The organism is Streptomyces sp. NBC_01166, assembly GCF_045039765.1.
In the GTDB taxonomy this organism is placed as follows: domain Bacteria; phylum Actinomycetota; class Actinomycetes; order Streptomycetales; family Streptomycetaceae; genus Streptomyces.
Genome location: NZ_CP108613.1, coordinates 6678231 through 6701800 on the forward strand (window position 1 = coordinate 6678231; position 23570 = coordinate 6701800).

Genomic DNA, 23570 nt, shown 5'->3' on the forward strand with positions numbered 1-23570 from the left:
TCCGGCACGCCATGGGTTGATGGAGGCACGGACAGCCGGAGGCAGAGAGGGTGCGCACCCATGGCCAAGCAGAACGTGTCGGAACAGTTCGTCGACATCCTCGTGCGAGCGGGGGTCAAGCGGCTGTACGGCGTCGTGGGCGACAGCCTCAACCCCGTGGTCGACGCCGTCCGGCGTAACCCCGCCGTCGAATGGGTCCAGGTCAGGCACGAGGAGACCGCCGCGTTCGCGGCCGGAGCCGAGGCCCAGATCACCGGCACCCTCGCGGCCTGCGCCGGTTCGTGCGGGCCGGGCAACCTCCACCTCATCAACGGCCTCTACGACGCCCACCGCTCCATGGCCCCGGTGCTCGCCCTCGCCTCGCACATCCCGTCGAGCGAGATCGGCCTCGGCTACTTCCAGGCGACGCACCCGGAGCTGCTCTTCCAGGAGTGCAGCCACTACAACGAGATGATCTCCAACCCGCAGCAGATGCCGCGGCTCCTCCAGACGGCGATCCAGCACGCGATCGGCCGAGGCGGCGTGAGCGTCGTGTCGATGCCGGGTGACATCGCCTCGCAGCCGGCCCCGGAGAAGTCGATCGAGCACGCCCTGGTCACCTCGCGGCCCTCCGTGAAGCCCGGTGACGAGGAGATCGAGAAGCTCTGCAGAATGATCGACGAGGCCAAACGGGTGACGCTGTTCTGCGGAAGCGGAACGGCGGGCGCGCACGCCGAGGTCATGGAGTTCGCCGAGCGGGTGAAGTCCCCCGTGGGCCACGCGCTGCGCGGCAAGGAGTGGATCCAGTACGACAATCCGTACGACGTGGGCATGAGCGGACTGCTCGGCTACGGCGCCGCCTACGAGGCCACCCACGAGTGCGATCTGCTGATCCTGCTGGGCACCGACTTCCCGTACAACGCGTTCCTCCCGAACGATGTGAAGATCGTCCAGGTCGACGTGCGCCCGGAGCACCTGGGCCGGCGGTCCAAGCTCGATCTGGCCGTCTGGGGCGATGTGCGGGAGACGCTGCGCGCCCTGACCCCGCGCGTGAAGGTCAAGACCGACCGCAAGTTCCTCGACCGGATGCTGAAGAAGCACGCCGACGCGCTCGAGGGCGTGGTCAAGGCATACACCCGCAAGGTCGAGAAGCACGTCCCGATCCATCCCGAGTACGTCGCCTCGGTCCTCGACGAACTCGCGGACGACGACGCCGTGTTCACCGTCGACACCGGAATGTGCAATGTGTGGGCCGCCCGCTATCTGACGCCCAACGGCAAGCGAAGGGTGATCGGTTCGTTCAGCCACGGCTCGATGGCCAACGCCCTGCCCCAGGCGATCGGAGCCCAGTTCACCGACCGGAACCGGCAGGTCGTGTCGATGTCCGGCGACGGCGGATTCACCATGCTGATGGGCGACTTCCTCACGCTCGTCCAGTACAACCTGCCGGTGAAGGTCGTCCTGTTCAACAACTCCTCGCTCGGCATGGTCGAGCTGGAGATGCTGGTCGCGGGGCTGCCCTCGTTCGGCACGACCAACAAGAACCCCGACTTCGCGGAGATCGCGCGGGCCGCCGGGGCCTACGGGGTGCGGGTCGAGAAGCCCAAGCAGCTGGAGAGTGCGCTCAAGGCGGCCTTCAGGCACAAGGGCCCGGCTCTCGTCGACGTGGTCACCGACCCGAACGCCCTCTCCATCCCGCCGAAGATCAGTGCCGACATGGTGACCGGCTTCGCGCTCTCCGCCAGCAAGATCGTCCTGGACGGCGGGGTCGGCAGGATGCTCCAGATGGCCCGATCCAACCTCCGTAACGTCCCGCGGCCCTGAGCGTGACCGGGGTGCGGAAGCGCCGGGCGGCCTCGGTAATCCGAGGGCATGCGACTGACCCCTTCCGCCGGTGACGGTCCGGTGACGGCCACCGGCGGACCGGGGGCAACGCCGTGGGTGGGGCGGGGCGGGGACGCCACGGGCTCACATCAGCCGTAGGGTCCCGGGCCCGGTCCGCTCCCTGATGATGTCGACCAGCTGGTCGAAGAGCGTCGGGCCCCGGCCCGCCCGGGCCTCGGCCAGTTCCCGCTCGACGCGAGCCCTGTTGGTGGGGTGGACCCGGGGGAGCAGACCGGCCAGCCGGCGGGCGGTCTCCTCGTGGCCCAGGGCGCGGGCGGAGCGGGCGTGGTCGTGCCACTCGATCACGAAGGAACCGTCGTCCGGCGTGCCGAAACCGCCGCCGAGGCAGTCCGCGAATGCGTCGAGACCACGGCCGAAGTAACCGCCGGGGCCGTTCACCGCCTCGCCGACCGCATCCCAGAAGCCGTCGAGGCCGCTGATCCGGGAGCCGTCGATCACATAGGTCACGGTCATGCGCCGAGCGTACAAGCGAGGACTCTCCCGACGCCGGTCCGATGGTCCGCGCCGCAGGTGGGGGACTGCGGCGCGGACCGGTCCGTGGGTGTACGGCTCAGCAGTCGTGGTCGACCAGGTCGAAGGACTCGTAGTGGTCCGCGGTGTAGTAGTCCTCCTCGACCTCTTCGCCCGTCACGATCCGGCGGGCGCCGCGGTCCGAGGAGCCGGGCGTGATGACCGTGTACTCGTGGTAGTAACCCGTGCTCTGACCGGGCAGCAGGGCTTCCCTGTTCTGGAAGACGGTGCCGTCCTGCTCGTACGGGAACGGGCCGCCCGCGTCGATGAGGTCGAGTGTGTCGTGGGCCTGGGACGGCATCGCGGAGTAGCAGACGCTGCCGACCGCGGCGGTCGAGGGAGCCGTCGCGGCGGATGCGGTGACGGGCCCGCCGGCGAAGAGGACGGACAGGAGGGCGGCGACGCCGCCGAGCGTGGTGATCCGTGGGGGGATTCGCATGTCCACCATGATGACGCGCGTAGATCCCCATCCGTCAACGCCAACACGAGTGAATTTTTGGGAAGTTAACGGTGAGTACGAAAACGTAACGAGTCGGCCGTCCGCCGGGGGTTGCGTGACCGCCCGTTCATATGTTGACGCCTCAGGACGAGTGACGGCGGCCCTGTGGGGCATGCATCCCGTGACGCCGTTCGAGACATGACGTCATGAGACGGAATCCAGGGAGGCCGATTCAGGGTGCGTACGGGGGAAGCGACGAAGCGACGGGAGAGCCCGCCGGTGCGGCTGTACCGCAGACTCGGGCACGCCGACCTCTCGGCCGTGGGAGAGACGCGTGCCGCGCTCAGGGAATTCCTGCGCTGTCGCAGGCGGCCGGAGGAGACGGAGGTGGCGGAGCTGCTGCTCAGCGAGCTGGTGACGAACGCCCTCATCCACACGAGGAACGGCGCCGTTGTCACGGTCACCTCGGCGCCCGCGCGACTGCGGGTCGAGGTACGCGACTTCTTGACGGGGCAGGAGCCCGCGCCGTACGTGCCGAACGCCGACGACGGTACGCACGGAAGGGGGCTGCTCCTCGTCCAGAGCCTGGCGGACTCCTGGGGCGTCGTGACACAGGCGCTGGGCAAGGTGGTCTGGTTCGAGCTGCACGCCGGGACGTCCTGACGCTCAGCCGAACTGCTGCTCCAGGTCCTTCAGTTTCTGCTCCAGCGAATCGAGCCGGGGCAGGGCCTGGGTGTCGTCCTCGGCCGTGAGGTCGACGGCCGGGGGGTCACCGCCGGTTGTCTGTGCCGAAGCGCCCCTGGGGGCAGCGCCGTTCACGGCTTGGAGGGACGGCCGGGGGCGAAGAGGCAGCTGGCCCGGTTCCGTCATGGGGGGTTCCACGGCCGCGGGGCCGCCCGGTGCGGGAATGAGGGCCTGGACGTCCACCTGGCGGCCCGCCCGGCTGCCACGCCCCCAGACCCGGTTCTGCCGGTTCAGTGCCTTGATGTGGGCCCGGTCCAGCTTGGCCTGGTCCCTCCTGCGGTGCCGGTTCTGCTCCTTCTCCTGACGGTCCTCGCGGACGTCGTCCACCGCCTCGTCCAGGGTGCGTACGCCCTCGAGGAGCATCAGCGACCAGGCGCCGAAGGTCTCCCTGGGGGCGCGCAGCCACCGTACGATCCGGATCTGCGGCAGCGGGCGGGGCACCAGGCCCTGTTCGCGCAGTGCCGCCCGCCGGGTCTGCTTCAGCGCCCGGTCGAACAGCACTGCGGCCGAGAGGGACATCCCCGCGAAGAAGTGCGGGGCACCGGCGTGCTCCATGCCACGTGGCGCGTGCACCCAGTTGAACCACGCGGCAGCACAGGCGAACGTCCACACCAGCAGCCTGGAGCCCAACGCGGCATCACCGTGGCTGGCTTCGCGTACCGCGAGCACGGAACAGAACATCGCGGCCCCGTCGAGGCCGAACGGAACGAGGTACTCCCACCCTCCGGAGAGGCTGAGGTTCTGCCGGCCGAAGCCGACGAGCCCGTGGAAGGAGAGTGCGGCGGCGACAGCGGCGCAGCAGAACAGCAGGACGTACGAGGCGGTCGCGTAGAGCGCTTCCTTGCGCCTGCGGCGTTCCTCGCTGCGTTCCCAGCTGTCGTCGGCCGTGGCTTTCTCGGCGGCGCGCTTGCCGCGCGCGACCACCGTCACCGCCGCCAGAACTCCCACGAGCAGTACGGCGCCCGGAAGCAACCAGTCAAGCGAGATGTCGGTCAATCTCATGCGCGGTCCCTTGTGTCACGTAGGACGTTTCGAGCGCCATTCTGGCGGAAATGACGTCTCTCCCAGCCGCTTTCGGGACTAGCGGACGTCATTGGGTTCGCGCGCCCTCCCTATGGGGGGAATTCAGCCGAACACCCGCGCGGTAAAGCCGAGTTGAGTTCGAATTCAAGTCCCTCGTCCGGGTACGGCGAGGCTTCCGCGTGGTTCAGACGGCGGCGGTGAGCTTCCGGACGCGGTCGGCGTCGCAGGTGCGCGGGCAGGTCACGCAGGTGTCCTCGGGCCGCAGTGTGTAGAAGAGGCAGCAGCTGGCGCGGTCGCGCGTCGGGAGTGATTCGCCGTCGGGGCCCGTCAGTTCACGGAAGCCGGCCGTGCCCACGTACGGCTTGGTGGTGCCCGGCAGCAGCAGCTCCAGCTCCCTCATCGCCCGGCTCTCCTCGCCGAGCAGATGGGCGATGTACCAGAGGCCCTCGACGATCTCGTCGGTCGCCATGCCCCACAGGGCCCGCTTCCCGCGCCGCATGCGTGGCCGGAAGCCGTCCAGCACCGGACCGAGGTGCTGGGCCACGGAGTCGAGGACCTCGGCCCGGAGCGCCGACTCGTCCGCGACGACCCGGGCACCGGGCAGTCCTGCCGCCGGGTCGTCGGGCAGACAGGCGAACTCGCTCACCCGCAGGGTCAGATGGCCCAGGCCCCGGTGGAAGGAGACGTCCGCGACGGGGATCCGCGGCACCCGCCGGTGTGTGAACCACGGCAGGGTCACCAGGAGGCAGGCCGGCCAGGCGTAGCGGTGGAGTCCGAAGCTCGCGATCACGTCGGGGCGCGCTCGGGTGCCGTAGTCCCGCAGCACCTGCGCCTCGTCCCAGGCCAGGAAGGCGTCCAGTGCGGCGCCGCCCGCCGCCAGCTCGGAGGCGCCGACCCAGCCGTTGTCCGCGGGGGCCAGGTCGTCGTCGGTGAGCACCTCGGCGCGCAGTCCGGGGAAGACCTCGGCCAGACGTTCGTACGCCGCCGTCAGCGGGGACGGGGCGGTGGCGGCGAGCAGAGCGGGCACGGTCATTCAGGGACCACCGAATCACGATCTTTTGCAGGTAAGCCTTACCTTACCCGAACTGATCGGTGTTTGAACTGAGGCCCGCTCCGCCTATCGTGCACAAGGGGCCGGACGCGCGCGAGTCGGCCCGGCAGTGGGTGGAGGAGGGTCCGGTGGAGCAGGGCAGAGCGCGTGAGAACGTGCGGCCGTACGCGTCCGCGGGCACCCCGCAGGGCGGGCGCGTGCCCGAGCAGGCGCGCGGCGAGCACACCCACAGCGAGCCGCCCGCGCCCCGCGTGGTCCAGCGGCACTCCGTGCGCGGCCAGATCCTGGACGCCCTGCGCGCAGCGCTGGTCGGCGGGGAGCTGGCCCCCGGGGAGGTCTACTCCGCCCCGGCGCTCGGCGCCCGCTTCGGCGTGTCCGCCACCCCGGTGCGCGAGGCGATGCAGCAGCTGGCCGTCGAGGGTGCCGTCGAGGTCGTGCCGAACCGCGGTTTCCGGGTCAGCGAGCGGGGGCCCCGCGAGCTGGCGGAGCTCGCCGAGGTGCGCGCCCTGATCGAAGTGCCCGTCATGCTGCGGCTCGCCCGCGCCGTCCCCGCGTCCGGCTGGTGCGCGCTGCGGCCGCTGGCCGACGCCACGGTCGCGGCGGCCGCCGTCGGTGACCGGGCGGCGTACGCCGAGAGCGACCGTGCCTTCCACGGCGCCGTGCTCGCGCTGTCGGGCAACCAGCAGCTCGTCGCGGTCGCCGACGACCTGCACCGCCGGTCCCAGTGGCCCCTGGTCGACAGCCCCGCGGGCCGCCGGGCCGACCTCCTCGCCGATGCCTCTGAGCACACGGCGCTGCTGGACGCGCTCATCGCCCGGGACCTCACGGTGGTGCAGTCCCTCGTGCGTGAACACTTCAACGGCGCGGACGTCTGAAACGGCGCGGACGTCCGCGCAGGCGCTCAGTTCGCCTCGACGGCCTCCGGGGACGGCGGTTCCAGCCGGGGCGCGAGCCAGGTCGGTACGCCGCCGAGCAGCCGGAACAGCCGGCCCGCCTCGGCGCGCAGCCGGGCCGCCGCCTCGGGTTCGGGCTCGGCGTCGGCGAGGGAGATGAGCGCCGGAGCCGTGCCCACGAGATAGCCCAGCTCCTCCCTTATCCGCAGCGACTCCGCGAAGCCGTGCCGCGCCTCCGCCAGCTCCCCCTCGCCCAGGGCGAGCGAGGCGAGGTGCCGCCAGGTGAAGGAGAGCAGGAGTTCGTCGCCCCGGGCCGTGGCACCGGCGTGCGCCCTGCGGTAGGCGGCGCGGGCGGACTGGGGGGAATCGGCGATGTTCTGGGCGATCAGGCCCCGGCGGAAGTCCAGCAGGGGGCGCCCGGCGGCCGAGGGGGAGAGCAGGGCGGCGGCTCTGCTGAGCGCCACGCTGGCCTCGTCGGCCCGGTCGCGTGCCCCCAGCAGGGTCGAGGCGTAGGCGAGATAGCCGCGCTCGCAGGCGGCCGCCCCGCGCTCGGAGTCGTCCTGGGCGAGCGCCTCCGCGGTGCGCAGCGCGTCCTCGGCGTCCGTCCATCCGATGCCGGTGTAGAGGCACCGCTCCGTCAGCAGCGAGGTCCGCTGGAGGGCTGCCGCGGGGTCGGTGGCCGCCCGGGGTTCGAGCAGCGCGGCCGCGTCCGTCCAGCAGGCTCGTGAGCGCAGCCGCCATACCGCGGTCTGGAGCGGCGGATCGTCATCTGCGGTCGTTCCGGAACCAGACATGGCGGTATGCGCCACGTTGCCCTCCCCGAGCGCGCCATCGAGCTGTGGAGGCCGGCCGGCGAGCGCCGGGGTCGGCCAGGGTCTGCGCGCATCTCAGCACGGAATGGCACGCCGGGCCAAGGGGTGGGATCAATGTCAGGTGAAAGATTTCACAATCACCTGGAGCCCGGCAGGGCGGTGATACGCCCGCGAAGTCAGCTCATACGCAGGGCGAGGAAGAAGTCGAGCTTGTCCTCCAGGCGCGAAAGGTCACGTCCCGTCAACTGCTCGATACGTCCGACGCGATAGCGCAGTGTGTTGACGTGCAGATGCAGCCGGGCCGCGCAGCGGGTCCAGGACCCGTCGCAGTCCAGGAAGGCCTCCAGCGTCTCGATCAGCTCCGCGCGGTGCCGCCGGTCGTAGTCGCGCAGCGGGTCGAGGAGCCGGGCGGTGAAGGCGCGGCGCACGTCGTCCGGGACGAACGGCAGCAGCAGGACGTGCGAGGCGAGCTCGTGGTGGCCCGCCGCGCAGACCGGGCCCGGCCGGGCCGCGGCGACCCGGCGGGCGTGACGGGCCTCCTCCAGCGCTCCGCGCAGCCCCTCGGCGGAATGCACGGCGGCGCTGACACCCAGTGTCAGGCGCCCGTCGTCCGCGAGGCCGGCCGAGAGCGGCGCGCGGACCGTGTCGAGCAGGGCGTCGGCGTGGAGCGCGGTGTCGTGCCGCTCCGGATCCTCGGAGTCCCCGGACGCGTCGGACCCGTCGGCCCCCGCCGGAGGGAGCGCCGTCAGCGGGACGAGGGCGATCGCCTCCTCACCGGTGTGTGCCACGGCGATCCGGTCCGCCGAGTCGGGGCCCGTCACCGCCGGGTCGACCAGGATCTCCTCCAGCAGGGCCTGCGCGGCCTGGCCGCCCGTCGGCTCCGTGTCCCCGGCCGACCACTCGACCCGGGCCACCACGACCTGCCAGTGCGGCGCCGTGCCGAGGCCCGGCAGAAGTACCGGGGCGGCCACCCGCAGCCTCGCCGCGATCTCGGCCGGGGCGGCGCCCGTCTGGACCAGCTCCAGGACCTCCTGGGCGAGCCTGCGGCGTACGGCGCGGGCGGCGTCGCGGCGGTCCCGCTCGACGGCGATCAGCTGGGTGACGCCCTGGAGCAGGTCCAGGCGGGCCGCAGGCCAGTCGCCGGAGTCCGCCGCCACGGCCAGCAGCCAGTCCGAGAGCACGGACTCGCGCACATCGCGGGACGGGGCGGGCAGGGCTCCCCGGCCGGTGTTCCGGATCGGGAACAGCGAGTAGGCGGTGCCGTCCACCTCGGCGCGGTGCGGCCCCGGGCGTCCGGTGCGGGTCGCCGCCAGATGCCGGCCCGCCAGCTCCGCGCCGACGCGCGGTGGCAGGGGCTCACCGGCCCCGGCGATCTGCCGGCCCGTCGGGGACAGTACCCAGGCGCGCAGGTCCAGGTCGGAGGTGAGCAGGTCGAGGACCACCTCGGGACCGCCGCCCGCGGGGCCCGAGGTCATGAGCCTTCGGTGGCGGTCGACGACCGCGGCGAGGTCACCGGCACGCTCCCCGGAGACCTGGCGCACCACGTGCTCGGTGATCGTCGCGAACGCAACCGTCTCGTCGACCGCGAAGAGCGGGAGCCGGTGCCGCAGACACGCCTCGACCAGATCGTCGGGGACGGCCCCGAGCTCCGCCTCACCCGCGGCCAGGCCTGCCACGCCCGCGTTCGCCAGGATCCGTACGAACGGTTCCGTGTCCGACGCGTCCCGGCGCCACGCCAGACCCGTGAGGACCAGCTCACCGCCCGAGAGATAGCGGCTGGGGTCGCGCAGGTCGGTCGTCATGACGCCCCGGACCGAACGGTCCAGCTCGTCCTCGCCGCCGAGCAGCCGCAGGCCCAGTACCTCGGTGTCCAGCAGTGCGCGCAGCCGCATCGTCGATTGCCGCCGATCTCTTCGTTGGTGCGGGGGAGGGCGGAGGTCACCTGTGAATTGCGGTGAGGTTACCGATACCCGCCATTCGTTCGAATCTACAAGACCGGGACGGGGACCAGCCAATTCCTTCATGGTTTCGGTGACTGCACCGAGTGGAGCAAGGCTTGTGTACTGGGCCACACAACGCGTGAACAACACATGAACGACCCGTCCAGGGCCGGCCGTCCCCAGCCCAGCCGAACGACCCGATTGAGAAGAAGAGAGCCACTCATGGACTTCCTTCGCCCCGCCAGCTGGGAGGAGGCGCTCGCCGCCAAGGCCGAGCACCCGACGGCTGTGCCCATCGCGGGTGGAACCGACGTGATGGTCGAGATCAACTTCGACCACCGGCGGCCCGAGTACCTCATGGACCTCAACCGCATCGGTGAGCTGTCCGAGTGGCAGGTGGGCCCTGACGCCGTACGCCTCGGCGCCTCCGTGCCGTACAGCGCCGTCATGGACCACCTGCGGGCCGAGCTGCCCGGTCTCGCCCTCGCCTCGCACACCGTCGCCTCGCCCCAGATCCGCAACCGGGGCGGCGTCGGCGGCAACCTGGGGACCGCCTCGCCCGCCGGCGACGCCCACCCGGCGCTGCTCGCCGCGGGAGCCGAGGTCGAAGCCGCGTCCGTACGGGGGACGCGGATGATCCCGATCGACGACTTCTACACCGGCGTCAAGCGCAACGCCCTCGCCCCGGACGAGCTGATCCGGGCCGTCCACATCAAGAAGGCCGACGGCCCGCAGCAGTACTCCAAGGTCGGCACCCGAAACGCGATGGTCATCGCTGTCTGCGCCTTCGGCCTCGCGCTCCACCCGGAGACCCGGACCGTGCGCACCGGCATCGGCTCCGCCGCCCCGACCCCGGTCCGGGCGAAGGAGGCGGAGGCGTTCCTGAACGCCGCGCTGGAGGAAGGCGGGTTCTGGGAGAGCGGAAAGATCATCACCCCGTCCGTGGCCAAGCAGTTCGCCCAGCTCGCCGCCGGGGCCTGCAACCCCATCGACGACGTACGGGGCACCGCCGCCTACCGCAGGCACGCCGTCGGCATCATGGCCCGCCGCACGCTGGGCTGGACCTGGGAGCAGTACCGCGGAGCGGGACGCACCCTCGAAGGAGCTGCTTAACCATGCGAGTGAATTTCACGGTCAACGGCCGGAAGCAGGAAGCCGACGACGTCTGGGAGGGCGAGTCGCTCCTGTACGTCCTGCGCGAGCGCATGGGCCTCCCCGGTTCCAAGAACGCCTGCGAGCAGGGTGAGTGCGGCTCCTGCACGGTGCGCCTCGACGGCGTGCCGGTCTGTTCCTGTCTCGTCGCCGCCGGTCAGGCGGAGGGCCGCGAGATCGTCACCGTCGAGGGCCTGGCGGACTACGCGAGGCACCGCGACGACGCCCACCCCGGCACCGGCTGCGCCGCCGGCAGCTGCGGCACCTCGCTGGACGCAGCCCAGCGGTGGCAGGCCAGGCCCACCGACGGGCAGAGCGCCGAGGCGGAGGAACTCTCCCCTGTCCAGCAGGCGTTCATCGACGCGGGCGCCGTGCAGTGCGGCTTCTGCACCCCCGGTCTGCTGGTGGCCGCCGACGAGCTGCTCGAGAAGCAGCCCTCCCCGTCCGACCAGGACATCCGCGAGGCGCTCTCCGGAAACCTCTGCCGGTGCACCGGTTACGAGAAGATCCTCGACGCGGTCCGCCTCGCGGCCGCCCGTCAGGAAGAGGCGGTCCGATAGCCATGACGCTGCACCCACGAGCCGCGTCCGTACCGGCCGGCACCCCCACCAGGATCACCCAGGGCTCCGAGACCCGGGGCGGCATCGGCGAGTCCACCCTGCGCCCCGACGGCACGCTCAAGGTCACCGGTGAGTTCGCGTACTCCTCCGACATGTGGCACGAGGACATGCTGTGGGGCCACACGCTCCGCTCCACCGTCGCGCACGCCGAGATCCGATCCATCGACATCGGCGAGGCCGTCGCCACCCCCGGTGTGTACGCCGTCCTGACCTACGACGACCTGCCCGCGGCGATGAAGAACTACGGGCTGGAGATCCAGGACACCCCCGTGCTCGCCCACGGAAAGGTCCGCCACCACGGCGAACCCGTGGCCCTCGTCGCCGCCGACCACCCCGAGACCGCGCGCCGCGCCGCCGCCAAGATCAAGATCGACTACGCCGAACTTCCCGTGATCACGGACGAGGCGTCCGCGACGGCCCCCGACGCGATCCTGGTCCACGAGGGCCGCGACGACCACCACATCGGGCACGTCCCGCACCCCAACATCGTCCACCGCCAGCCCATCGTCCGCGGTGACGCGGACGCCGCCGCCGCGCGGGCCGACGTGATCGTCACCGGCGACTACGTCTTCGGCATGCAGGACCAGGCCTTCCTCGGCCCGGAGTCCGGCCTCGCCGTGCCGTCCGAGGACGGCGGCGTCGAGCTGTACGTCGCCACCCAGTGGCTGCACTCCGACCTCAAGCAGATCGCCCCCGTCCTCGGCCTCCCCGAGGAGAAGGTCCGGATGACGCTCTCCGGCGTCGGCGGCGCCTTCGGCGGACGCGAGGACCTGTCGATGCAGATCCACGCCTGCTTGCTGGCGCTGCGCACCGGCAAGCCCGTCAAGATGGTCTACAACCGCTTCGAGTCCTTCTTCGGCCACGTCCACCGCCACCCCGCGAAGCTCCACTACGAGCACGGGGCCACCAAGGACGGCAAGCTCACCCACATGAAGTGCCGGATCGTGCTGGACGGCGGCGCCTACGCCTCCGCGTCCCCGGCCGTCGTCGGCAACGCCTCCTCGCTCGCGGTCGGACCGTACGTCATCGAGGACGTCGACATCGAGGCGATCGCCCTCTACTCCAACAACCCGCCCTGCGGCGCCATGCGCGGCTTCGGCGCGGTCCAGGCGTGCTTCGCCTACGAGGCGCAGATGGACAAGCTCGCCGCCGCCCTGGACATGGACCCGGTCGAACTCCGGCAGCTGAACGCCATGGAGCAGGGCACCCTGCTCCCCACCGGCCAGCGCGTCGACTCACCGGCTCCGGTCGCCGAACTGCTCCGCCGTGTCAAGGCGAGGCCCCTGCCGCCCGAGCAGCAGTGGCTCTCGGCCGACGCCGAGGGCAGCTCCGTCGACGTACGCGCCCTTCCCGGCGGGCTGTCCAACACGACCCACGGCGAGGGGGTGGTGCGCGGCGTCGGTTACGCCGTCGGGCTGAAGAACGTCGGCTTCTCCGAGGGCTTCGACGACTACTCCACCGCCCGGGTGCGGATGGAGGTCATCAACGGCGAACCGGTCGCCACCGTGCACACCGCGATGGCCGAGGTCGGGCAGGGCGGGGTCACCGTCCACGCCCAGATCGCCCGCACCGAACTGGGCGTCAACCAGGTGACCATCCACCCGGCGGACACCCAGGTCGGCTCGGCCGGATCCACCTCCGCCTCACGGCAGACGTACGTCACCGGTGGCGCGGTGAAGAACTCCTGCGAGGCCGTCCGGGAACAGGTCCTGGAGATCGGCCGCCGCAAGTTCGGCACGTACCACCCCGCCTGGGCCACCGCCGAACTCCTCCTCGAAGGCGGCAAGGTCGTCACCGACGGCGGCGAGGTGCTCGCCGCGCTGGCCGACGTGCTGGAGGACGAGGCGGTCGACGTCGAGCTGGAGTGGCGCCACCGGCCCACCGAACCCTTCGACCTGCGCACCGGACAGGGCAACGGCCATGTCCAGTACTCCTTCGCCGCGCACCGCGCGGTCGTGGAGGTCGACACCGAACTCGGCCTGGTCAAGGTCATCGAGCTCGCGTGCGCCCAGGACGTCGGCAAGGCGCTCAACCCGCTGTCGGTCGTCGGCCAGATCCAGGGCGGCACCACCCAGGGGCTGGGTGTCGCCGTCATGGAGGAGATCATCGTCGACCCGAAGACGGCGAAGGTGCGCAACCCCTCCTTCACCGACTATCTGATCCCCACCATCCTCGACACCCCGACCATCCCGGTCGACGTGCTCGAACTCGCCGACGACCACGCCCCGTACGGGCTGCGCGGCATCGGCGAGGCCCCGACCCTCTCGTCCACCCCGGCCGTCCTCGCGGCGATCCGGAACGCGACGGGACTGGAGCTGAACAGGACGCCGGTGCGCCCCGAGCACATCACCGGCAGCTGACGGCTCGTCAAGACCCTCCGGGCGGTGCGTGCCTGCCGTGAACGTCACACTTCCCCGCGCCGCGCACCGTCCGGAGCCATCGCACAACCGCTCCATCTGCACGAAGAGTTCGTCTCGGGCCGTCCCCCGGGTCGTGCGCCTCGCAGTCATCCCAAATCCCGCAGTCTCCAGAGCTCCACGCGGGTGCCCCTGTGAACCTTGGGAGTCAGGCAACATGACCCAGCAGTCCGTGGAACCCAGGACGAGCGCGGAGGACGCGGGCCCCGGCTCGCGTGTCCCCGCCGGACGGTCCTGGCTCGACAGGTACTTCCACATATCCGAACGGGGATCGACCGTCGCGCGCGAGGTGCGCGGCGGCGTCACGACCTTCATGGCCATGGCGTACATCCTCCTGCTCAACCCGCTCATCCTCGGCGGCAAGGACGTCGACGGTCAGCTTCTCGGCCAGTCCGGGCTGATCACCGCCACCGCGCTCGCCGCGGCGGCCACCACCCTGCTGATGGGCTTCATCGGCAAGGTGCCTCTCGCGCTCGCCGCCGGCCTCAGCGTCTCCGGGGTGCTCGCCTCACAGGTCGCGCCGGCCATGACCTGGCAGCAGGCCATGGGGATGTGCGTGATCTACGGTGTGATCATCTGCCTCCTGGTGGTCACCGGGCTCCGCGAGATGATCATGAATGCGATCCCGCTCGCGCTGAAGCACGGCATCACCATCGGGATCGGGCTCTTCATCGCCCTCATCGGCCTCGTCAAGGCCGGATTCGTCCACCAAGGCGTGGCGACCCCGCTGTCGCTCGGCCCCACCGGTGCGCTGACCGGGTGGCCGGTGCTCATCTTCGCCGCGACCCTGCTGCTCATCTTCATGTTGCAGGCGCGGAACGTCCCCGGAGCGATCCTCATCGGCATCGTCGTCGGAACCGTCATCGCGATCGTCGTCAACGCCGTCGGTGACATCGACCCCAAGGCCTGGAGCAGCGGCCCGCCGGAGCTGAGCGGAAGCGCCGTCTCCTCGCCGGACTTCTCGCTCCTCGGGGACGTCGAGTTCGGCGGCTGGGGCGACGTCGGGGTGCTGACGGTCGGCATGATCGTCTTCACCCTCGTCCTGGCGGGCTTCTTCGACGCCATGGCCACCATCATCGGTGTCGGCACCGAGGCGAACCTCGCCGACGACAAGGGCCGCATGCCGGGCCTGTCGAAGGCGCTGTTCATCGACGGCGCGGGCGGTGCCATCGGCGGTGTCGCCGGTGGCTCGGGCCAGACCGTCTTCGTCGAGTCCGCCACCGGGGTCGGGGAGGGTGCCCGCACGGGGCTCGCCTCCGTCGTCACCGGGCTCTTCTTCGCGGCCTGCCTCTTCTTCACCCCGCTCACGGCGATCGTGCCGGCCGAGGTGGCCGCCGCCGCGCTGGTGGTCATCGGCGCCATGATGATGCAGAACGCCCGGCACGTGGACTGGGCGGACCGGTCGGTGGCCGTACCGGTCTTCCTCACCGTGGTCCTGATGCCGTTCACATACACCATCACCACCGGTGTCGCCGCGGGTGTCATCTCGTACTCCGCCATCAAGCTCGCCCAGGGCAGGGCCCGCGAGGTAGGCGTCTTCATGTGGGTCCTGACGCTGGTCTTCATCGTGTACTTCGCCCTGCACCCCATCGAGAGCTGGCTGGGCGTCAGCTGACCCCCGCCGCGCCCCCCACCTCAGTCAGAAGGAGACACGCCATGCTGGACATCGCCGAGGAGCTCCACCGGTGGGTCGGGCAGGGACGCGCGTTCGCCGTGGCCACCGTGGTGGCCGTCGGCGGCAGCGCGCCGCGGCAGCCGGGCGCCGCCCTCGCCGTGGACAGCGACGGCACCGCCATCGGTTCGGTCTCCGGCGGGTGTGTGGAGGGCGCGGTGTACGAGCTGTGCCGGCAGGCGATCGAGGACGGCGCCACCGTGCGCGAGCGCTTCGGCTACAGCGACGACGACGCCTTCGCGGTCGGCCTGACCTGCGGCGGCGTCATCGACATCCTGGTGACACCGGTGCGCGCGGACGACCCCGCGCGCCCGGTGTTCGCCGCCGCGCTCGCCGCCGCGGCGGAGGGCCGGGCCGCCGCGGTCGCCCGCGTCACCGAAGGGCCGGACGACCTCATCGGCCGGCCCCTGCTCGTCCACCCCGACGGTACCCGCGAGGGCGGGCTCGGCGGGGATCCCGAGCTGGACCGTACGGCCGCTGCCGAGGCCGGCGCGATGCTCGACGCGGGCCGTACGGGAGAGATCGTCATCGGCGCCGAGGGGTCCCGCTGCGGCAGCCCGGTCACCCTGCTCGTCGAATCGAGCGTTCCGCCGCCCCGGATGATCGTCTTCGGTGCCATCGACTTCGCCGCCGCCCTTGTGCGGGCCGGGCGTTTCCTCGGGTACCGCGTCACCGTCTGCGACGCCCGCCCCGTCTTCGCCACGGCCGCCCGCTTCCCCGACGCCGACGAGATCGTCGTCGACTGGCCGCACCGCTATCTCGCCACCACCGAGGTGGACGCGCGCACGGTGCTCTGTGTCCTCACGCACGACGCCAAGTTCGACATCCCGCTGCTGGAACTGGCGTTGCGGCTGCCGGTCGCCTACGTCGGCGCGATGGGCTCGCGCCGCACCCACCTGGAGCGCAACGAGCGGCTGCGGGAGGCCGGCGTCAGCGAGCGCCGACTGGCCGCGCTCCACTCGCCGATCGGGCTGGACCTCGGAGCCCGCACCCCGGAGGAGACGGCCCTGTCCATCGCCGCCGAGATCGTCGCGGAGCGGCGCGGCGGCAGTGGCCTGCCGCTGAAGGGCGCCCACACCCCGATCCACCACGAGAGCGGCACGCCGCTGGTGTCGGTGGCCTGATCCGGACGTTCGTCAGCCGCTCACGGCGGGCGGGTTGCCGCCACGGCGGTTTCACGCCAGGGGAGAAGCCGTCCGCAGCCCCGGATTTACCGGTAGATCAGCTGCATGACATTTTCCCTCTCCTCCGTTTCCGGCCGGGCGAGACCCGCTCGCGCGGGACGCAGGGCTCTGCTCATAGCGACCTCGGTCGCCCTGGTGAGCGGCGCCATGCTTCCCGCAGCGGGTTCCGCCACCGCCGCCCCGAAGCCGTCGACCGCCGAGGACCGTCAAGGATCCGAGGCCCGCGACTACGACATCACGCTGGTCACCGGTGACGTCGTCCACTACGCGGACGGCGTGGGCGGCCAGGACACCGTCACCGTCGACCGCCCCGACGGTGCGCAGGGCGGCGTGCACGTGCAGCAGGCCGGGGAGGACATCTTCGTCATCCCCGACGAGGCGAGCGCCCTCATCGCCGCCGACAAGCTGGACCGGCGGCTGTTCAACATCTCGACGCTCGTCGACATGGGCTACGACGACGCGCGTTCCGGTGGTATCCCGCTGATCGCCACCTACCCCGCGAGCACGGCGCGTTCGCTGCCCGCCGCCCCGCGCGGCAGCGAGACGGTCCGCCGGCTCGAGTCGGTGAACGGTGCTGCGCTGAAGACCGACAAGGACGACGCGCGCGCCTTCTGGAGCGACATCTCCCGTACGCAGAAGAGCCGTTCGCTGGACAACGGCATCGCCAAGCTGTGGCTCGACGGCAAGGCCGAGGCGGCGCTCAAGGACTCCGTGCCGCAGGTCAACGCCCCGCAGGCCTGGGCCGCCGGGTACGACGGCAAGGGCACCACGGTCGCCGTCCTCGACACCGGTATCGACGCGACGCACCCGGACGTCAAGGACCGCGTCACGCAGTCCAGGAGCTTCATCCCCGGTGAGGAGGTCGTCGACAGGAACGGCCACGGCACGCACGTCGCCTCCACCATCGCGGGTTCGGGCGCGGCGTCGGACGGCGTCAACAAGGGTGTGGCCCCGGGCGCCGACCTGATCGTCGGCAAGGTCCTGAGCGACGAGGGATCCGGCGCGGACTCCGGCATCATCGAGGCCATGGAGTGGGCGAAGGCCGAAGGCGCCGACGTCGTCTCCATGAGCCTCGGATCCAGCATCCCGGACGACGGCACCGACCCGATGGCACAGGCCGTGAACGCGCTGTCCGCCGACGGCGGCCCGCTGTTCGTGATCGCCGCGGGCAACGCGTACGGCGCGGGCACCATCGGATCGCCCGGTTCCGCCGCGAGCGCGCTCACCATCGCTGCCGTCGACAAGAGCGACAACCGCGCCGACTTCTCCTCCATGGGCCCGCTCGTCCGCTCCTACGGCCTGAAGCCGGACCTCTCCGCGCCCGGCGTCGACATCAACGCCGCCGCCTCCCAGTCGGTGCCCGGCATCGAGGGCATGTACCAGTCGATGTCGGGTACGTCGATGGCCACCCCGCACGTCGCGGGCGCCGCGGCCATCCTCAAGCAGCGTCACCCCGACTGGTCCGGCCGGCGTATCAAGGACGCGCTGATGACCTCCTCCAAGGAGCTGCCCGGCCACACGCCGTACGAGCAGGGCACCGGCCGCCTCGACGTGAAGGCCGCGATCGACACGACCATCGAGGCCACCGGCTCCGTCGAGGTCGCGTCGTACGACTGGCCCCACGCCGCGTCCGACCCGGTCGCCGAGCGCACGATCACCTACCGCAACACGGGTGACAACGACGTCACGCTGAACCTGGCGACCGGCACGGACTCCCAGGCGTACACGCTCTCCGCGTCCACCCTGACCGTCCCGGCGGGCTCCACCGCCGACGTGGTGCTGTCGCTGGATCCCTCCGCGGTCCCGAACGACACGCAGTTCTCCGGCCAGGTCATCGCCCGGGACGCGGCCGGCACGACCGTCGCGCACACCGGCTTCGCCATGAACAAGGAGCAGGAGCTCTACGACCTGAAGCTGCAGCTCCGCGACCGGTCCGGTGAGCCGATGGACGGCAACGTCGTCATCGCTCAGCTCGGCGACCCCGACCTGGGCGTCGTGGCGGTCCAGGGCGACACCACCCTGCGGCTGCCCCCGGGCAACTACACCGCCTGGACCTCCGCGGACATCGACGGTGACCGCGCGGACTCCAAGGCCGTCGCCTTCCTCGCGGCCCCCGAGACCATCCTGGACAAGCCCACCACGGTCACCCTGGACGCGTCGAAGGCCCGCAAGGTCGCCGTGCGCACGCCCAAGGAGACCGAGACCCGGCAGCTGCGGTACGACATGGCCCGCACCTCGCCCGACGGCGTCGTCCAGCGAGACGCGTTCCAGATCCCGCTGACCTACGACCAGCTGTGGGTCAGCCCGACGAAGAAGGTCACCCAGGGCAGCTTCAGCTTCCTCACCCGCTGGCGCCAGGGCGAGGAGCTCCTCGACCTGACGGCCGACGGTCACGACGTGCCCGTCACGGTGCAGAACGGCTCGCTCGTCGCCGAGGACAGCGAGCAGAAGCTCACCGGCGTCTTCGCCGGCAACGGAGCCGCGGCCGACTACAAGGGCCGCAGCGTCAAGGGCAAGGCCGTCGTCGTCACCCGCAGTGACACCGTCCCGCCCGCCGAGCGGCTGGCCAACGCGCTCGCGGCTGGCGCGAAGGCGCTCTTCGTCGTCAACGACGGCCGTGGAGTCGCGCTGGAGAGCTACGTGCCGTACGGCGAGGAGACCACCATCCCGGTGGCCTCGGTCCAGAGGATCGCGGGCGAGACGCTGATCAAGGCGGCCCAGCGCGGCAGGACGCTCTCCGTCGACCAGAGGAAGTTCGCCTCCTACATCTACGACCTGGCGGACCGTCACGACGGCACCATCCCGGACCGCTCACTGACCTTCGCCCCGTCGACCGGCAGGCTCGCGAAGGTGGAGAACACCTTCTACGGTCACAAGGCGATGCTCGGCGGCGGCTACCGCTACGACATCCCGGACTACGGTCCGGGCCTCGGCTTCGAGGAGTACGAGAAGTTCCCGGGTACCCGCACCGAGTGGGTCAACCCGCTTCCCGGTGACTCCTTCTGGTACGAGAACCACTCGGTCCTGAATGCCGACGCCTCCGACCGTGCGCACGAGATGCGCAGCGGCGATCTCGACTACACGGCGGGCCGGACCTACCGCGCCGACTGGTTCGCCCCGGTGACCGGCCCCCGTCTCGGTACCGCCTACTGGGGTCCGTTCCGGACCGCGTACAACGACATGCAGTTCAACATCACGCCGTGGACCGACTCGGGCGAGGGCCACTCCGGTTCGATGGCGGACGAGTACGACACCACGTCCTACGCCTTCTACCAGGGAGACACCCTGATCAAGAAGGGTGCGGGCCGGGCCGGCTATGCGGGGGACCTGTCGGCTGAGAAGGTGCCGTACCGCCTGGTCATCGACTCGGTGCGCGACGAGGCCACGTGGAAGACCTCGACGCGGACGCACACCGAGTGGGGCTTCGTCTCAGGCGCTCTGCCCGAGGGCACGCAGCAGGCCGACATCCCCCTGCTCCAGCTCGGCTACGACGTGGACACCGACCTGGCGGGCGACGTCAAGGCCGGCAAGCAGGTCGAGGTCGGCCTCGAGGCAGGCACGCAGGCCTGGCTGGACGGCGCCGTGAAGGCGACCAGGGCCTCGCTGTCGGTCAGCTACGACGAGGGCAAGACCTGGAGCAAGGCTGAGCTGCGCAAGGACTCGTCGGGCGAGTGGACGGCGAAGCTCAGGACGCCGAAGCACGCGGGCTCCGTCTCGCTCAAGGCGCACGCCGAGGGCCCCGGCGGCCTGGCTGTCGACCAGGAGATCATCAAGGCCTTCGGCCTGAAGTGACCTCCTGAACTCACCTGCTGAGACACCTGGACGAGGTGGTCCCGCGCTCCTGCGAGGAGCGCGGGACCACCTCGTTCTCAGTGTCGGCCCCCCGCACCCCTCGGGGGATGGGGGGCACCTCATGGAACCCGCCGGCCCGGTCGCGTACGACCACCGGGGCGGCCGCTTGTCCTGGCCGAGCGTCGTCGAGATCGCCGAGGGTGATGAACTCACCGGCCGAAGCGTGCCAGCAGGTGCCACACCCGCTTGAGGTCCTGCGCATCGTGCGCACCGGTACGGGCGGCCTCGCCGAGGACCAGGGGGTCGAGGAATCCGCCGACGGCGAGAGCGCGGCCCAACTCGACATACGCGGGGCCCCGGTACTCCGGATGGCGAGCCAACTCGTCCACGGAGAGCCGGAATCCGCTGTGCCACTCCACGGGGAAGGGCAGCGCCTTCGCAGCGGTCTCCGTCTCCGTACCCTCGTGACACGGGTCCAGGACGACCGCCTCGACATCCCGGTCGAGGCGGACCGGCCGGTGTACCTGAGCCTCGACGTAGTCGTCCAGGGCGTCGCGGTCGTCGGCCGCGGCGAGCGCGACGACACCGCCGCCGGTCGTGACCACGCCGAAGTCGCCCGGCTCCATGAAACTGTCCGGGTAGCAGAACGTGGACCGCCCCAACGCCTCTGCTCCCAGCCGGATATGGGCGGAGCCGAAGCGGGGCGCCGCGCCGTACGGGGAGCGGCGGAAATTCAGCGCGCCGTAGACGGGCCGCTCCTGGGCGCTCGCGCCGTCGTAGGCGCCGCCGAAGATCCGGCTCTCCCAGCGCCACCGGTCACCGCCCGGGTGCGCGGTGAGACCGCCGTTGCTGGTGCCCGTGACGAACTGGGAGACGTACACACCATCCTCGGCAAGTCGTTCCAGGACGGTGCGTCCACCGCTGACGCGGTCGGGGTGGAAATTCAGCGTCACGCGCAGGGAGGGATCCAGGGGCGGCCCTGCGGACAGTGACGCCACATGCCGCAGGGCGCGCGCCCAGGGCTGCGGGATGTCGGCGCTCATCGGCCCATGATGCACGGACGCCGGCTGGGGGTGCAGCGGATTCGCCGGCGGTAGGCCGCCTCAGGCCGCGTCTCCCACGCCGGCGGCGTCCGTTTCCCACTGTTCCTCGATGCGCCGCTTCGCCTCGTCCCATGTGATCGGCAGCTGTCCTACCGGCGCCTCCCAGAAGGTGAACGTGGAGGAGCGCATCGTGGGCTTGAGGGCGGTCATGATGCCGCGGTGCGGCTCCGTCCTCGCGAAGGCGTAGAGCGCGTCGCGGCTCTCCCACGCCGAGAGCGTGAAGAACACCCGCTTCGCCGGCTGGGCGACGAGCGAGGCGCCGAAGGCGCCCGGCGCGGACCGGACCTGCTTCCACGCGACCATCGACTTCAGGAAGAAACGCGGCACGTCGAGCAGGGAACGGACCTCGAAGCGCGAGGCCATGACCACGGTCGTGCCTTCGGACGGAGGCGGCTGGGGGGTGACCCACGGCAGAGTCGGCATCGCACTACTCACCTTCGATATAGATAGTGGTGCTGTCTGCTTCCTATATTAGAGAGTGGCACTCTCCAACGCCACCGGAATGCGCGTACGAGATGTCGGGGCCGGACCGCCGGTCGCCCGCCGCGCCGGAAGTCCGGCGCGGCGGGCGACCGGTACGGCGGGCGACCGGTTCGAGGGATCAGCGTCCGGACTGCAGTGCCTTCCAGGTGTCCGGGCCGACGCTGCCGTCCACCGACAGCTTCCGCGCGCTCTGGTAGTCGCGGACGGCCTTGTCCGTGTTCGCACCGAAGGCTCCGTCGACGGCCACGGTTCTGCCCAGCGCGGCGGTCAGCGCCCGCTGGAGCCGCTTCACCGCCTCGCCCGAGGCGCCCGTGACGAGCGTCGGCGTCGTGCCGGCCGAGAGCAGCGCGGTCCAGGTCTTCGGGCCGACCGCCCCGTCGGAGTCGAGACCACGGGCGGTCTGGAACAACCGCACGGCGCTCTCCGTCTTCGCCCCGAAGATGCCGTCCTCGGTGCCCGCGTCGTAACCCTGCTTGTTGAGCAGTGTCTGGACGGCCTTGACCTGGGTGCCCGTCGAGCCCGTCCTCTGGGTCGTGTACGACGGGAAGCTCAGCCCGTCGGCCCCGCTGCCGGAGCCGCCGACGAGCTGCATGTAGTAGGTCCAGTTCCAGTTGGCGCCCGGGTCGGTGTGGTCGTTGCCGGGGGCCTCGCTGTGCCCGATGATGTGCGACCGGTCCTTGGGGATGCCGTACCGGTCGCACAGGTACGTCGTCAGCGCGGCCGAGGAGCGGTACATCGTGTCGGTGAACCACGACGAGTCGTCGACGAACCCCTCGTGCTCGATGCCGAGCGAGGAGGCGTTGGCGCTCTTGGCGTGGTACGCGGTGTCCGAGTCGCGCACCATCTGGGTGATCTGGCCGTCCGAGGAGCGGACCACGTAGTGGGAGCTGACCTTCGACGTCGCGTTCTGGAACCAGCTGATGGTCCCTGCGTACGAGCCCTGCGTGACATGGATGACGACCTTGTCCACCGTCGCCGTGCGGCCCGCCGCGAAGTTGGCGGAGTTGGCGGCGACCCAGAGCGCCGCGGGGTAGTCCGGGCTCTTGGCGGTGACGTCGGCCTTCGCGAGGGGGCCCTTCTCGGGGGAGACGGGGCGGGAGGTGACCGTGACCAGTTCGCCCCCGGCGACGGCGGCCCGCAGACCCTGGGCCAGGAAGGTGTAGACCGTGTCGGCGTAGAGCGCGGCGACGGCGCCGTCGGTGCCGCTGTAGCGGGCCACGGCCGGGTACCAGGCGTCGATGTCCGCCCGTTCGGCCGTGTCCAGGCCGAGCGCGTCGGCGTGGCTCCGCAGCACGGCCGCGCCGCCCAGGATGTTGGTCTCGGTGTCCTTGCGCAGCTCGGCCGCGGACTCACCCGTCAGCGCGGCGGCCTGCTCGAGGGAGTGGTTGACGGGGTTGCTCACGAGGTGCATGACGCCGTAGCCGTTGTCCTGGCTGGGGCGGCCGGAGTGCCCGTTCAGGTGCGTCTCGCCGTAGCCGACGGCGGCGAGCAGGTCGCGCGGTACGTCGTACTCCTCGGCGGCCTGCTCGAAGGCCCGGTTCATCGAGTCCGTGTCCGCGGGAGCGGCGCCCGCCGGGTGGCCCGTGGCGACGAGTGCGGTGACGGTGAGAGAGGCCAGAACGGCTGCGCGGCCACGGGTGTGGCCGGCGGGACGTCGGGGCATACCTGCTCCAGGTCTGTGGGGGAGAGGGGGCCGCCGGTCCCGTGGGGGTGGGCCGAGGGCCGCTGAGTCCGCACAGGCTATCCATCTGCCAAGGGCATGACAATGACACCTCCGCGTGTCCAAATGCCTTTCACTCCAATGGAGTTGAGGCGCTCACGGAGGGGCGTCCGGTGGGCCGTCACCCCCCT

18 protein-coding genes are annotated in these 23570 nt (G+C 71.1%); 9 read left to right on the forward strand and 9 right to left on the reverse strand.

The window, feature by feature from the left end:
- Nucleotides 1-60: 60 nt before the first annotated feature.
- Nucleotides 61-1803, forward strand: a complete 1743-nt coding sequence (locus tag OG379_RS30570) for a pyruvate dehydrogenase (protein WP_405666211.1) — start codon at nucleotides 61-63, stop codon at nucleotides 1801-1803.
- 144 nt (nucleotides 1804-1947) lie between these two features.
- On the opposite strand, the gene OG379_RS30575 is transcribed toward OG379_RS30570, so the two are convergent.
- Both OG379_RS30575 and OG379_RS30580 read right to left on the reverse strand, forming a co-directional pair.
- Entirely contained in the window at nucleotides 1948-2337 is a 390-nt protein-coding gene (locus OG379_RS30575) for a barstar family protein (protein ID WP_405666212.1), read from the reverse strand.
- 97 nt (nucleotides 2338-2434) lie between these two features.
- On the reverse strand, nucleotides 2435-2833 hold the full coding sequence (locus tag OG379_RS30580) for a ribonuclease domain-containing protein (protein ID WP_405666213.1): 399 nt from the start codon (nucleotides 2831-2833) through the stop codon (nucleotides 2435-2437).
- Between the two features lie 237 nt (nucleotides 2834-3070).
- Between OG379_RS30580 and OG379_RS30585 the strand changes: the two genes are divergently transcribed.
- Entirely contained in the window at nucleotides 3071-3496 is a 426-nt protein-coding gene (locus OG379_RS30585) for an ATP-binding protein (protein WP_405666214.1), read from the forward strand.
- A gap of 3 nt (nucleotides 3497-3499) precedes the next feature.
- On the opposite strand, the gene OG379_RS30590 is transcribed toward OG379_RS30585, so the two are convergent.
- Together OG379_RS30590 and OG379_RS30595 are read right to left on the reverse strand one after the other, a co-directional pair.
- Nucleotides 3500-4579, reverse strand: a complete 1080-nt coding sequence (locus tag OG379_RS30590; protein ID WP_405666215.1) for a DUF2637 domain-containing protein — start codon at nucleotides 4577-4579, stop codon at nucleotides 3500-3502.
- A 205-nt stretch (nucleotides 4580-4784) separates the two neighbouring features.
- The gene (locus tag OG379_RS30595; protein ID WP_405666216.1) at nucleotides 4785-5633 is read right to left on the reverse strand and encodes a (2Fe-2S)-binding protein; all 849 of its coding nucleotides are present in this window, start codon (nucleotides 5631-5633) and stop codon (nucleotides 4785-4787) included.
- 146 nt (nucleotides 5634-5779) lie between these two features.
- Here OG379_RS30595 and OG379_RS30600 point away from each other — a divergent pair, with 146 nt between their 5' ends.
- Complete coding sequence (locus OG379_RS30600; protein ID WP_405666217.1) at nucleotides 5780-6526, forward strand: GntR family transcriptional regulator; 747 nt, start codon at nucleotides 5780-5782, stop codon at nucleotides 6524-6526.
- A gap of 26 nt (nucleotides 6527-6552) precedes the next feature.
- On the opposite strand, the gene OG379_RS30605 is transcribed toward OG379_RS30600, so the two are convergent.
- Together OG379_RS30605 and OG379_RS30610 are read right to left on the reverse strand one after the other, a co-directional pair.
- Entirely contained in the window at nucleotides 6553-7338 is a 786-nt protein-coding gene (locus OG379_RS30605; RefSeq protein ID WP_405666218.1) for a hypothetical protein, read from the reverse strand.
- Nucleotides 7339-7532: 194 nt separating this feature from the next.
- The gene (locus OG379_RS30610; RefSeq protein ID WP_405666219.1) at nucleotides 7533-9248 is read right to left on the reverse strand and encodes a PucR family transcriptional regulator; all 1716 of its coding nucleotides are present in this window, start codon (nucleotides 9246-9248) and stop codon (nucleotides 7533-7535) included.
- A 270-nt stretch (nucleotides 9249-9518) separates the two neighbouring features.
- Here OG379_RS30610 and OG379_RS30615 point away from each other — a divergent pair, with 270 nt between their 5' ends.
- The 6 genes from OG379_RS30615 (at nucleotide 9519) to OG379_RS30640 (ending at nucleotide 20133) form a co-directional block, all read left to right on the forward strand.
- Nucleotides 9519-10409 carry a xanthine dehydrogenase family protein subunit M gene (locus OG379_RS30615; protein WP_104784529.1) on the forward strand — a complete coding sequence of 297 codons (891 nt, stop codon included), beginning with the start codon at nucleotides 9519-9521 and terminating at the stop codon, nucleotides 10407-10409.
- 2 nt (nucleotides 10410-10411) lie between these two features.
- Entirely contained in the window at nucleotides 10412-11008 is a 597-nt protein-coding gene (locus OG379_RS30620; RefSeq protein ID WP_393765406.1) for a (2Fe-2S)-binding protein, read from the forward strand.
- A 2-nt stretch (nucleotides 11009-11010) separates the two neighbouring features.
- A complete protein-coding gene (gene pucD, locus OG379_RS30625; protein ID WP_393765408.1) occupies nucleotides 11011-13428 on the forward strand; it encodes a xanthine dehydrogenase subunit D in 2418 nt (805 codons plus the stop codon).
- A gap of 214 nt (nucleotides 13429-13642) precedes the next feature.
- Nucleotides 13643-15100, forward strand: a complete 1458-nt coding sequence (locus tag OG379_RS30630; protein WP_405666220.1) for an NCS2 family permease — start codon at nucleotides 13643-13645, stop codon at nucleotides 15098-15100.
- 41 nt (nucleotides 15101-15141) lie between these two features.
- The gene (locus tag OG379_RS30635) at nucleotides 15142-16281 is read left to right on the forward strand and encodes an XdhC family protein (RefSeq protein ID WP_405666222.1); all 1140 of its coding nucleotides are present in this window, start codon (nucleotides 15142-15144) and stop codon (nucleotides 16279-16281) included.
- Nucleotides 16282-16488: 207 nt separating this feature from the next.
- Complete coding sequence (locus tag OG379_RS30640) at nucleotides 16489-20133, forward strand: S8 family serine peptidase (RefSeq protein WP_405668709.1); 3645 nt, start codon at nucleotides 16489-16491, stop codon at nucleotides 20131-20133.
- Nucleotides 20134-20342: 209 nt separating this feature from the next.
- Here the strand turns inward: OG379_RS30640 and OG379_RS30645 are convergent, their stop codons facing one another.
- The 3 genes from OG379_RS30645 to OG379_RS30655 form a co-directional block, all read right to left on the reverse strand.
- A complete protein-coding gene (locus OG379_RS30645) occupies nucleotides 20343-21176 on the reverse strand; it encodes a DUF3626 domain-containing protein (RefSeq protein ID WP_405666224.1) in 834 nt (277 codons plus the stop codon).
- A gap of 60 nt (nucleotides 21177-21236) precedes the next feature.
- Nucleotides 21237-21659 (reverse strand): DUF3291 domain-containing protein, encoded by a 423-nt coding sequence (locus tag OG379_RS30650; protein WP_405666225.1) that lies wholly within the window; start codon nucleotides 21657-21659, stop codon nucleotides 21237-21239.
- A gap of 178 nt (nucleotides 21660-21837) precedes the next feature.
- Nucleotides 21838-23382 (reverse strand): peptidoglycan-binding protein, encoded by a 1545-nt coding sequence (locus OG379_RS30655; RefSeq protein WP_405666226.1) that lies wholly within the window; start codon nucleotides 23380-23382, stop codon nucleotides 21838-21840.
- Nucleotides 23383-23570: the final 188 nt, after the last annotated feature.